Raw genomic sequence first — 11,186 nt, 5'->3', positions numbered from 1 at the left:
GGTCCCGTCCTGGGACCGGTCACCCGGGGATATCGGCCTGCTCGGCGAGGCCTGTCCGGTGGGACTTCTTCGATGAGGTCTGTCCCGCGAAGCCGGCCTCGTGAGACCGGCCCGATGAGACCGGCCCGTACGCGGGATCCTGCCTGCCCGCGGGGTCAGCCCCGCTCGCGGGCGCGCATCTCCGCGGCCTCGACCACGTTGGTGAGCAGCATGGCCCGGGTCATCGGGCCCACACCGCCGGGGTTGGGGGTGAGGAAGCCCGCGACCTCCTCGACGCCGGGGGCGATGTCACCGGCGATCTTCCCGTCGACCCGGGAGACGCCGACGTCCAGCACGGCGGCGCCCGGCTTCACCATGTCCGCGGTGATCAGATGCGGCACCCCGGCCGCGGCGACGACGATGTCGGCGCGCCTGGTGTGGGCCGCGAGGTCCTGGGTGCCGGTGTGGCAGAGGGTGACCGTGGCGTTCTCCGAGCGGCGGGTCAGCAGCAGGCCGAGCGAGCGGCCCACGGTGATACCGCGGCCGACCACGACGACCTCCGCCCCCTTGAGCGGCACCCCGTACTCCTGCAGGAGCACGACGATGCCGTACGGCGTGCAGGGCAGCGGCGCGTCGACCATGTGGACCAGACGGCCCAGGTTGGCCGGGTGGAGGCCGTCGGCGTCCTTCGCCGGGTCCATCCGCTCGATCAGCGCCTGCGTGTCGAGGTGACGGGGCAGCGGGAGCTGGACGATGTAGCCGGTGCACTCCTCGGAGGCGTTGAGCTCGTCGACGACCGCCTCGACCTCGGCCTGGGTGGCGTTCTCCGGCAGGTCCCTGCGGAGGGAGGAGATGCCGACCTCCGCGCAGTCGCGGTGCTTGCCCGCCACGTAGATCTGGCTGCCCGGGTCCTCTCCCACCAGAACCGTACCGAGCCCGGGGACGATGCCCTGCTCCTTCAGCGCGGTCACCCGCGTCGTGAGGTCTGCCTTGATCTTTGCCGCTGTGGCCTTGCCGTCGAGAATCCGCGCACTCATACCGCCAACCCTCTCACGAGGACGGATCGCGCTCCGCTTCCCTCCGCTCGATGATCCTGCGGGTGAAGGGGATCCACTCCACGACCCGCCCGCCGAGGTAGGCCGCACCGAGCGCGATGATGATCATCATCCATGGGCTACCCCAGAAATCCTGCATGATCACAAAGGAGTACAGGGCGTGGTCGAGCAGTGGCATGAGGGGTCTCCGCGACAGGAACGAAAGGGACGCTTCAGACTAATCGCAGGTCAAACCTTTTTCACCCAAGTAATCCTGTCTAATTCGCCACTCTCCTATCTCCCGGGTACGGCTGCCACACCTGTGCGGCAGCCGTACCCGGGAGAGGAGGTCAGTGGAAGAAGTGACGGGTGCCGGTGAAGTAGAGGGTCACTCCCGCCGCCTCGGCCGCGGCGATGACCTCCTCGTCCCTGATCGAGCCACCCGGCTCCACGACCGCCTTCACTCCCGCGTCGATGAGGATCTGCAGGCCGTCGGCGAAGGGGAAGAACGCGTCGGAGGCCGCCGCGGCCCCCTGGACGCGCTCGCCCGCCCTGGAGACCGCGAGCCGCGCCGAGTCGACCCGGTTGACCTGGCCCATGCCGACGCCCACGCTCGCGCCGTCCGCGGCCAGCAGGATCGCGTTGGACTTCACCGAGCGGCACGCCCTCCAGGCGAAGGCCAGATCCGCGAGGACCTCGGCGGAGGCGGCGGGCCCCGCCTTCAGTTCCCAGGTGGACGGGTCGTCGCCCGGGGCGTCGACCCGGTCGGCGTTCTGCACCAGCAGGCCGCCGTCGATCCGGCGGAACTCCAGCGGGTTGGACGGCCCCCGCGGGCAGGCCAGCAGCCGGATGTTCTTCTTACCGGTGAGCTGCGCCAGCGCCTCGGCCGTGTAGGAGGGAGCCACCACGACCTCGGTGAACACCTCGGCGATCTGGCGGGCCAGTTCCTCGGTCACCTCCGCGTTGACCGCGATCACGCCGCCGTACGCGGAGACGGGGTCGCAGGCGTGTGCCTTGCGGTGCGCCTCGGCGACGTCGGCGCCGACCGCGATGCCGCACGGGTTCTGGTGCTTGATGATCGCCACGGCGGGCCCGTCGAAGTCCCACGCCGCCCGCCAGGCGGCGTCGGCGTCCAGGTAGTTGTTGTAGGACATCTCCTTGCCGTGCAGCTGCTCGGCGTCCGCCAGGCCGGCTTTCCCGCTGGAGTACAGGGCCGCGCCCTGGTGCGGGTTCTCGCCGTAGCGCAGCGGCGACTTGAGCTCCCAGGCCGCGCCCAGGTAGCCCGGCCACACGCCCTCCTCGGCCGCGTAGACATCCGCGAACCAGGTGGCCACCGCGGTGTCGTAGGAGGCGGTGTGCGCGTACGCGGCGGCGGCCAGACGGCGGCGCTCGGTGAGGGTGAAGCCGCCCGCGGCGACCGCGGCGAGCACGTCACCGTAGGAGGCCGGGTCGACCACGACCGCGGCGGTGCCGTGGTTCTTGGCCCCGGCCCGGATCATCGCGGGACCGCCGATGTCGATCTGCTCCACGCACTCGGCGCCGGAGGCGCCGGAGGCCACGGTCTCCTGGAACGGGTAGAGGTTGACCACCACCAGCTCGAACGGCTCGATCTCCAGCTCTTCGAGCTGCTTGACGTGGGAGGGGTTGCCACCGTCGGCCAGCAGGCCGGCGTGCACGCGCGGGTGCAGCGTCTTGACCCGGCCGTCGAGGCACTCGGGGAAGCCGGTCAGCGACTCGACAGGAGTGACGGGGACGCCGAAAGAGGTGATCTTCGCGGCGGTGCCCCCGGTGGAGACGATCTCCACACCCGCGGCGTCGAGCCCACGGGCCAACTCCTCCAGCCCGCTCTTGTCATACACCGCGATCAACGCGCGCCGGATGGCGATGCGGGTCACTTCGTGCTCCTCCTGGTTGGTTCCGGTTTCTCCGGGGCGCCCGGCTCATCCGCCGGGTCGTCCGAATCGAACAGTCCTGCCGATGACGGTCCAGCCCTCGCGGGCCATCCGGCCGACGGTGTCGACGAGCAGATGACGCTCGACGGACTTGATGCGCTCGTGCAGTGCCGCCTCGTCGTCGTCGTCCAGCACGGGCACGGCCTCCTGGGCGATGATCGGCCCGGTGTCGACACCCGCGTCGGCGAGCATCACGGTGCAGCCGGTGACGCGCACGCCGTACGAGAGCGCGTCGCGCACACCGTGCGCGCCCGGGAAGGAGGGCAGCAGCGCGGGATGGGTGTTGAGGACCGGGAAGGCCTCCAGCGTCGGCTTGCCGAGAATCTTCATGAACCCCGCGCAGACCACGAGGTCCGGCCGGTACGCCGCGATACGGGCGGCGAGCGCCCGATCCCAGTCCTCGCGGGTGGGGTGGTCGGCCATCCTCTCCACGAAGGTCGGCACCCCCGCACGCTGCGCGCGTGCCAGCCCCTCGACACCGCCGCGATCGGCACCCACGGCCACCACTCTGGCGCCGTAGGTCTCGTCTGCCACAGCGTCCAGAAGGGCCTGTAGGTTGGTTCCAGAACCGGACACGAGGACCACAAGCCGAACGGCCTGGGATGACACCGACGCACTCCATTCGGACGGGGACTCACGCCGCTGCAAGGGTATCGGCCTGTCCGCACGAACGATGCAAGGAGGTCAGGTGACACTGCCGGTCCAGGTACGGTCCACCGAGAGCGCCGGTCGAAGGGCCCTATGGCTCGCGGTCACCGCGGTGGTGATGACGTTGGTGCTCCCCCTCGCGGGACTCGTCATGGCGATTTTCGCCCTTGTCACCTCAATCCGCGCGATCCCCGCGCTGCGTTCCGTCCCTAAACCCATCGGCACCGCCGTGGCGGGCATCGTGCTCTCCGCTGGGGCGCTGCTGGTGTCGGCCGGGGTGACCGCGATGCAGTTCTACTTCAGCGACGAGCTGGCCGCCTATACCGAGTGCGGTAAGGGAGCGGGCACCATCTCGGCGCAGAACGATTGCGTGGAGCGGCTTGAGCGGGCCATGGAGAAGAAGATGCCCTTCGTCCAGCCCGGCCAGCTGCAGTTCCCCTTCCCTCCCTGAGCGGGTCGCCTGATCGACACGCCTGGGACGAGACGGCCGGGCAGGTGATCCGCGACAGCGCTCAGTCGCGGTCCCAGGCGTAGGGGTCGACGTAGATCACATGGCCGCCCTTGTCGTCGGTCTCGTCGACGATGTCGCGCCGGGGCGGGCGCGGCGGCTCGGGGCGGTGGGCCTTCGGCGAGCTCTCCGCGGCGGCCGAGGCGTGCTCGTCCTCCCAGTCGTCCCTGATGACCGGGATCGGCTGGGTGTCGCACTCCGTGGCGTCCAGCCAGTGACCGGGGAGCTTGCGGAGCTCCTCCGACTCGGCGAAGCCGACCTTGCTGGCCACCGAGCCGGCGGCCTTGGCGATCTTGACTCCGGCCTTGCGGACCGGCGCGGTGGCCGTGCCGACCCTGGCCGCCGCCTTGGTGACCGCCGCGTTGTGCCCCCGGAAGATCAGCCACCAGTTGGCCAGCCCGGCGGCGATCCCCGCCGCGACACCCACCTCCAGCGTCACCGAGAGCATCACCTCCCACCCCGCCGGTCCCACCGCGGACAGCCTGGCGCCACCGAGCGAGCCACCGGAGAGCGCCGCCAGCAGACCCGCCACCGCCCCGGTCGCCAGCCCGCAGGCGAACCCCCACAGCGGTGCTCCCTCGTACGAGGGGGAGGGCGAGATCCGGACGACCAGGACGCCCGCCACCGCGCCGGCCAGGAAAGGCACCGCGATCACGACCATCACCCAGGCGGGGGTCGGGCCCGCCTCCGGCAGCGCGCCCAGGATCGGCAGGCTCGGCACCGTGCCCAGTTGCACGCCCGTCGGCGCGACCAGCGTGCCGGTGCCGACCGCGAAACCGGGTCCCGCGATGTAGGCCATGCCCCAGATGACGGCGTTGAGCAGGTAGAGCCCCTGGATCAGCAGGAGCAGCAGCCCGCCGACGAACCCCGGGGAAAGGATCCCGGACAGCTCCCCGACCTGCCCGAAGTTGACCGCGACGGCCCCGAGCACCATGACGGCGCCCGCCACGAGCATGATCATCAGTGCGGCGGACGTGCCGACCACCACCGAGCGCAGCCGCTCGGGCAGCAGGCGCAGCATCGATCGCCAGGGCCCGATCGTCCTGGCGACGGCCACGGAGCCCGCGATGAAGGCCAGCACCAGATGGCTGACCAGCACTTCACCGAGGAAGGGCTGGGTGATCTCGTTCCTGGCGACCAGCGCGATGATCCCGGCCAGCAGCGCGTACGGCGCCGCCAGTGAGATGCCCGCCTGGGCGATCAGGATCAGCTGTGCCCTGCGGCGGGCGTTGGACACCTCCTTGGGAGTGTTCTTGGGCAGCCGGGCGGGCAGCCGGAGCCGCAGGTCCGCGTCCCTGGCCATCCACATCCCGGCGCGGTACAGCAGGAAGGCGGGCAGGACCGTCAGTCCGAGCGGGAGCAGGCCCACCGAGCCGCCGGGGATCGCGAAGCCCGCGTGGTGCGCGGCCAGCCAGAGCTGCGAGGCGGTACGGAACACCGCGGGCAGACCGGAACCGAGCGCGCCGCGCGGTGCGGCGATCCAGCCGACCAGGGTGAGCGTGGTGAGCACCGCCAGGCCCACGCCGAGCGTCCAGGCGGCCGCGAGCATCCCGGAGACGGGAAGCGGCCGGCGGACGTCGTCGTCGTCACCCGTGAGGCCGGGCAGGGGGATACGGCTAAGGACGTTACGGGGAGCCGTCCGGAGCTGATCGAAGAGGGCCGTCACAGTAGTCGATGGTCTCAGGATCTTCGGTGCGGAAGAGACTTCCGCGCCCCGCGTGTCGCGGACGGCGTGACAGAAGCGGCCTGTGGTATTCCGGCGAAGCCGGTCCGGGACACCCCGCGCGCCGCGCGCGGTCTTCCCCGTGCCATCCCGCCCGTGCCATCCCGGATGTCACCGATACGGGACAGCCGACCGGACATCGGTGACATCCGGGACGGCGAAGGGCGCCCGGCGGGATGCCGGGCGCCCTCGGTCGTACTCGGTGCGGCGGAACCCGCGCGCGGTGCCGGCGGCGAGGGCGCCGCCGGCTCGCGCGGCACCGTGCCGCGTTCGCTCACCCGGGACTCGCGTCCCGGACCCCCGTCAGAGGGACTCGATGACCTCGCGCATCAGGCGGGCGGTCTCGCTCGGGGTCTTGCCGACGCGGACGCCGACCTTCTCCAAAGCGTCCTTCTTGGCCTGGGCGGTGCCGGCCGAACCGGACACGATCGCGCCCGCGTGGCCCATGGTCTTGCCCTCGGGGGCGGTGAAGCCCGCCACGTAGGCGACGACCGGCTTGGTGACGTGCTGCTCGATGTAGGCGGCCGCGCGCTCCTCGGCGTCGCCGCCGATCTCGCCGATCATCACGATCGCGTCGGTGCCCGGGTCGTCCTGGAAGGCCTGCAGCGCGTCGATGTGGGTGGTGCCGATGACCGGGTCGCCACCGATGCCCACCGCGGTGGAGAAGCCGATGTCACGCAGCTCGTACATGAGCTGGTAGGTCAGCGTGCCCGACTTCGAGACCAGGCCGATGCGGCCGGCGCTGGTGATGTCGGCCGGGATGATGCCCGCGTTGGAGGCCCCGGGCGAGGCGATGCCGGGGCAGTTCGGCCCGATGATGCGGGTCTTGCCGCCCTTGGCGATCGCGTAGGCCCAGAACTCGGTGGTGTCGTGGATCGGGACACCCTCGGTGATGACCACGCAGAGCGGGATCTCGGCGTCGATGGCCTCCTTGACGGCGTCCTTGGTGAACGCCGGGGGGACGAAGACGACCGACACGTCGGCGCCGGTCTCCTTCATGGCCTCGGCGACGGTGCCGAAGACGGGCAGGCCCTCGTGGACGGTGCCCGCCTTGCGGGCGTTGACACCGCCGACGACGCGGGCACCGGAGGCGAGCATGCGGCGGGTGTGCTTGGTGCCCTCACCGCCGGTCATGCCCTGGACGATGATCTTGCTGTTCTCGGTCAGCCAGATGGCCATTACGCACCTACCGCGGCGAGCTCGGCGGCGCGCTTGGCCGCATCGTCCATGGTGTCCACCAGTTCGACGCCGGAAAGCTTGGCGTCGGAGAGAATCTGCCGCCCGAGTTCGGCGTTGTTGCCGTCCAGCCGGACGACCAGCGGGCGGCTCACGGCCTCGCCGCGGGACTCCAGCAGCTGGAAGGCCGAGACGATGCCGTTGGCGACCGCGTCACAGGCGGTGATGCCGCCGAAGACGTTGACGAAGATCGACTTCACCGCGGGGTCGGAGATGATGATCTCCAGGCCGGCCGCCATCACCTCGGCCGAGGCGCCGCCGCCGATGTCGAGGAAGTTGGCGGGCTTGGGCTGGCCGGGGAAGGCCTCGCCGGCGTAGGCGACGACGTCCAGGGTCGACATGACCAGACCCGCACCGTTGCCGATGATGCCGACGGAGCCGTCGAGCTTGACGTAGTTGAGGTCCTTGGCCTTGGCCGCGGCCTCCAGCGGGTCCTCGGCGGCCTTGTCCTCAAGGGCCTCGTGGTCCGCCTGGCGGAAGGACGCGTTGTCGTCGAGGGTGACCTTGCCGTCGAGGGCCTTGACCTGACCGTCCGCGGACAGGATCATCGGGTTGACCTCGACGAGCGAGGCGTCCTCGTCGACGAAGGCGCACCAGAGCTTCTCGATGAGGTCGGCGGCGCCGTCGAGCGACGCCTCCGGCAGGCCGCCGGCCTGGGCGATCTCGCGGGCCCTGGCCCGGTCGACGCCGTCCAGGGGGGAGATCGGAACCTGCGCCACCTTCTCGGGGTTGGTGTGCGCGACCTCTTCGATCTCCATGCCGCCCGCGGCGGAGCAGATGGCGAGGAACGTGCGGTTCGCGCGGTCGAGCAGGAAGGAGAAGTAGTACTCCTCCGCGATCGCGCTGGCCTCCTCGACCAGGACCTTGTGGACCGTGTGGCCCTTGATGTCCATGCCGAGGATGTCGGTGGCCTTGCTTGCGGCGTCGGCGGCGTCGTCAGCCACCTTCACGCCACCGGCCTTGCCGCGGCCACCGGTCTTGACCTGGGCCTTGACGACAACACGGCCGGTCAGCTGCTCGGCTGCCGCCCGTGCCTCCTCCACGGTGTGCGCGACGATACCGCGCGGCACCGGGATGCCGTACTCCGCGAAGAGCTCCTTCGCCTGATGTTCGAACAGGTCCACGAGGGTCCGTCCTTGCTTGTCCGGCTGGTGTATAGATCTGAGTGGGCCGGCTCCACGATCGAAGGGGGAGCGCGGCGGTTTTGCGCCAATGAAGCGTAGCCCGCCTCATGGCATGGCCAGGTAACCGGGTCCCAGATCGCGCATCCCGAATGTTGTTCGCGTCGCCATGACCGGACGTCGTCCGGCACCTGCCGCCAGACCGGTGTGGCATGGCCGTCCGCGGAAAGACCCGCCGGCGAGAGGGGTCGCGGGCGCCCCGAACCTCGTCGGAACTCGCCGGAACTCGTCAGACGGGCGAGGGGATCGCGCTCCGTACCCAGTCGACGATCTCCTGGGTGGTGGCGCCCGGGGTGAAGATCCGCGCGACGCCCATCTCCTGGAGCGCGGGCATGTCGGCCTCGGGGATGATCCCGCCGCCGAACACCACGATGTCACTCGCGTCGTTCTCCCTCAGCAGCTCCAGCACCCTGGCGAAGAGCGTCATGTGCGCGCCGGACAGGATGGACAGCCCGATCGCCGCGGCGTCCTCCTGGATCGCGGTGCGCACCACCTGCTCCGGGGTCTGGTGCAGGCCCGTGTAGACGACCTCCATCCCGGCGTCCCGCAGCGCCCTGGCCACGATCTTCACCCCCCTGTCATGGCCGTCCAGCCCCGGCTTGGCGATGACGACGCGGATCCTCGGCACGGCGTCCATCCAGACCTCCTCCTCCGCGCTCTCCTCGCAGCGTAACCGGCCTCATCTCGCCGGAGCCTTCCCGCCGCCGCGATTCTCGGCCCCTCGAATCCGCCGTCGCGGTCTCGCGGAGCCTTCGCGTGCCGTACGGCTCAAACTCGCGCAATCCATGGACGCGAGTTGTTGGTGCGCGCCATAGCCCGCGGGCCGGGGGTTGGCTAGCTTGGCGGATCTTGACTCCTGGGGAGGAATCCGATGAGACGGTGGGTCACTCTGCTCGCGGTCGTACTGGCCGGTTCGGTGCTGGCCATGTCGGCGGCGGAGGCGGCGGGAACGGCGGGTGCCGGGGTCGCGGGGGTGGCACCGCCGCCGTCTCCGGTGACGAGGCTGAGGCAGCAGTTCGGCGAGCACACGGGGCTGCGGATCTCCGACGTCGGGCGCGTCTATCGGGGCGGCAAGGCGGTGGTCACCATCTGGCGCAAGGGCCGAGTGGAGTTCGACGAGACCGGGGTGTACGGCACGGACACGGTGGGACGGACCGAGCTGGGCAGAGGGGCCGTGAAGGAGCTGGAGCGGCAGCTCGGCCGGCAGCTCGGCTCGACCCGGGTGATCTGTTTCCCGAACGAGGCATACCTCTCCGGGCCCGGCTACGAGACCTGGCTGCCCGAGGGGAAGACCTGGCTCGGGCTGATCGGCCCGGCGAACATCAAGCAGACCGCCGCCCTGCCGCAGATCGTTGACATCTTCGAGCCCGCCACCCTGGGCACCCTGCTGTCCCACACCGCCGTGCGCAGGAAGCTGCGCTCGGGCACGTTCCTGCAGGGCACCGTGACGCTGCGCACGCTCTACAAGGCCTCCCCCTCGCTCCGCGACAGGCTGGCCGGGCCGCCCAAGGGCAGGAGCGCCAGGATCCCGGTCGGCTTCAGGCTCTGGCTGGACCGCTCGAACCTGGTCCGCAGGCTGAGCACCACCTGGCGGCAGCCGCTCGGCGGCAGTCCCGGCAAGTACACGACCACGGTGGTGGACACCCGCTACACCGGCTGGGGCTCGTCCGTCACCCTCGTTCCGCCGCCTCCCGAGGACACCGCCGACGCCGGCCGGGTCGGCGCCGACTTCCCCGAGCCGGCGGTCCTGCCGATCGGCTGAATCGCGAAAAAACAAATCCGACGGTCCATGATTGACCGGAAACCAAATATCCGCACCGCCTTCCGACGCCCGGGGAGACGTCTCTGCACGAAATATGCACGTTTAATTCAAGGCAATCCTCCAAATGCGCTACCCTTTCGTGATCTTGCACAGCGAGAGTGTGTCATCCCCTCCCCGACGGGGCGGAGGGGTCAGTCAGGAGGATTTTCCTTTGAAGCGATACATCGCCGGACTGGCGTGCGCCGCAACGGCCGTACTCGGCGCTCCGGCGCTGGCATCGGCCGCGCACGCACAGGCCGCCGATCCGATCACCGCGCTGAAGGGTCAGCTCAAAAACGGCCATGGCGTCACCTACGTCGACATCCTGAAGACGCAGGGCAGCTCCAAGAACACGATTGCCGGCCACCGTAAGGGTGAATTGCAGTTCAGCACCTCCGGGATCAGCGCGTCGGACCACACCACCCAGCTGCGTTTCGATGAGGGTGCCTTCGAATTCGGCGTCGGAGAAGGCGGCACCGAGGAAACCGAGGAGCAGAAGAAGTTCAGCAAGCTGCTCGCCGGACTGGCCGAGCCCGAACGAGTCGTCCGGGTCAAGAAAAAGGCGTACCTCTCAGGCGGGGCCTTTGGCCAGTTTCTGCCGCAGGACAAGCCCTGGCTCGGGTACCCGGGGGACACGCTCGGCGTGACCGGCTCGATGGGCCAGCTCATCAACGTCGCCGAGCCCGCGACCCTCAAGACCCTCCTCGCGCACGCCACGGTCAAGAAGCCGACCGCCTACGCCGGGAAGATCACTTTCGGTGAGCTGCAGAAGGTCTCGCCGTGGTTCCGCGCGTCACACGATGGTGGGAAGCTCTCCGGCGAACAGGCCAAGACCACGATCAACTGGAAGCTGTTCCTGAACACCGACCGGCTCCCCGCGAGACTGGCGACCTCGTACACGCAGTTCTCGAGTGGGCCGACCTGGACCGTCGACACCCGCTACACCGACTGGGGTTCGAAGGTCACGATCGACGCCCCGCCGGCCGACCAGGTCGCCACGGTGAAGGAACTGCAGGCGGGCTTCGAAGCCGACACGCCCATCCCGCTGCTGACCGTCAAGTGATTCTTCCGCGCTGATCACACCCGGCACCGGACGGCCGTGCCCGGCAGGTTGCACCTGCCGG

11 protein-coding genes are annotated in these 11,186 nt (G+C 70.0%); 3 read left to right on the top strand and 8 right to left on the bottom strand.

Features of this window, described 5'->3' with window-relative positions:
• Positions 1-155: 155 nt before the first annotated feature.
• The 4 genes from ABZU75_RS42455 to purN all read right to left on the bottom strand — a co-directional run bounded on the left by ABZU75_RS42455 (position 156) and on the right by purN (position 3,574).
• Complete coding sequence (locus ABZU75_RS42455; RefSeq protein WP_355567822.1) at positions 156-1,016, bottom strand: bifunctional methylenetetrahydrofolate dehydrogenase/methenyltetrahydrofolate cyclohydrolase; 861 nt, start codon at positions 1,014-1,016, stop codon at positions 156-158.
• A gap of 13 nt (positions 1,017-1,029) precedes the next feature.
• The gene (locus tag ABZU75_RS42450) at positions 1,030-1,212 is read right to left on the bottom strand and encodes a hypothetical protein (RefSeq protein ID WP_350911601.1); all 183 of its coding nucleotides are present in this window, start codon (positions 1,210-1,212) and stop codon (positions 1,030-1,032) included.
• Between the two features lie 151 nt (positions 1,213-1,363).
• A complete protein-coding gene (gene purH / locus ABZU75_RS42445) occupies positions 1,364-2,908 on the bottom strand; it encodes a bifunctional phosphoribosylaminoimidazolecarboxamide formyltransferase/IMP cyclohydrolase (RefSeq protein ID WP_350911599.1) in 1,545 nt (514 codons plus the stop codon).
• 45 nt (positions 2,909-2,953) lie between these two features.
• Entirely contained in the window at positions 2,954-3,574 is a 621-nt protein-coding gene (gene purN, locus ABZU75_RS42440) for a phosphoribosylglycinamide formyltransferase (protein WP_355567818.1), read from the bottom strand.
• Between the two features lie 79 nt (positions 3,575-3,653).
• Between purN and ABZU75_RS42435 the strand changes: the two genes are divergently transcribed.
• Positions 3,654-4,064: a hypothetical protein gene (locus tag ABZU75_RS42435; RefSeq protein WP_355567815.1), complete on the top strand. Its 411-nt coding sequence runs from the start codon at positions 3,654-3,656 to the stop codon at positions 4,062-4,064.
• Between the two features lie 61 nt (positions 4,065-4,125).
• On the opposite strand, the gene ABZU75_RS42430 is transcribed toward ABZU75_RS42435, so the two are convergent.
• The 4 genes from ABZU75_RS42430 to ABZU75_RS42415 all read right to left on the bottom strand — a co-directional run bounded on the left by ABZU75_RS42430 (position 4,126) and on the right by ABZU75_RS42415 (position 8,898).
• Positions 4,126-5,787 carry a DUF6350 family protein gene (locus ABZU75_RS42430; protein WP_355567812.1) on the bottom strand — a complete coding sequence of 554 codons (1,662 nt, stop codon included), beginning with the start codon at positions 5,785-5,787 and terminating at the stop codon, positions 4,126-4,128.
• Positions 5,788-6,147: 360 nt separating this feature from the next.
• The gene (gene sucD, locus ABZU75_RS42425) at positions 6,148-7,023 is read right to left on the bottom strand and encodes a succinate--CoA ligase subunit alpha (RefSeq protein ID WP_350911591.1); all 876 of its coding nucleotides are present in this window, start codon (positions 7,021-7,023) and stop codon (positions 6,148-6,150) included.
• A complete protein-coding gene (gene sucC, locus ABZU75_RS42420) occupies positions 7,023-8,204 on the bottom strand; it encodes an ADP-forming succinate--CoA ligase subunit beta (protein ID WP_355567808.1) in 1,182 nt (393 codons plus the stop codon). Before sucC ends, sucD begins: the two co-directional genes overlap by 1 nt.
• Positions 8,205-8,490: 286 nt before the next feature.
• Entirely contained in the window at positions 8,491-8,898 is a 408-nt protein-coding gene (locus ABZU75_RS42415) for a cobalamin B12-binding domain-containing protein (protein WP_350956138.1), read from the bottom strand.
• Between the two features lie 234 nt (positions 8,899-9,132).
• On the opposite strand from ABZU75_RS42415, the gene ABZU75_RS42410 reads away from it, so the two are divergent.
• Positions 9,133-10,023, top strand: a complete 891-nt coding sequence (locus ABZU75_RS42410) for a hypothetical protein (RefSeq protein WP_355567804.1) — start codon at positions 9,133-9,135, stop codon at positions 10,021-10,023.
• 124 nt (positions 10,024-10,147) lie between these two features.
• Positions 10,148-11,125: a hypothetical protein gene (locus tag ABZU75_RS42405; protein WP_355567801.1), complete on the top strand. Its 978-nt coding sequence runs from the start codon at positions 10,148-10,150 to the stop codon at positions 11,123-11,125.
• Positions 11,126-11,186 lie beyond the last annotated feature (61 nt).

It is taken from the genome of Streptosporangium sp. NPDC005286 (genome assembly GCF_040607515.1).
GTDB lineage: Bacteria > Actinomycetota > Actinomycetes > Streptosporangiales > Streptosporangiaceae > Streptosporangium.
The sequence above is the reverse complement of the archived record's forward strand: the minus strand, read 5'-3'. Positions and strand labels throughout refer to the sequence as shown.

Bases quoted from the DNA above. Each gene is read 5' to 3' on its own strand.
- ABZU75_RS42455 (WP_355567822.1), bottom strand. From the start codon at position 1,016: ATGAGTGCGCGGATTCTCGACGGCAAGGCCACAGCGGCAAAGATCAAG.
- ABZU75_RS42450 (WP_350911601.1), bottom strand. From the start codon at position 1,212: ATGCCACTGCTCGACCACGCCCTGTACTCCTTTGTGATCATGCAGGAT.
- sucD (WP_350911591.1), bottom strand. From the start codon at position 7,023: ATGGCCATCTGGCTGACCGAGAACAGCAAGATCATCGTCCAGGGCATG.
- ABZU75_RS42415 (WP_350956138.1), bottom strand. From the start codon at position 8,898: ATGGACGCCGTGCCGAGGATCCGCGTCGTCATCGCCAAGCCGGGGCTG.
- ABZU75_RS42410 (WP_355567804.1), top strand. From the start codon at position 9,133: ATGAGACGGTGGGTCACTCTGCTCGCGGTCGTACTGGCCGGTTCGGTG.
- ABZU75_RS42405 (WP_355567801.1), top strand. From the start codon at position 10,148: ATGCGCTACCCTTTCGTGATCTTGCACAGCGAGAGTGTGTCATCCCCT.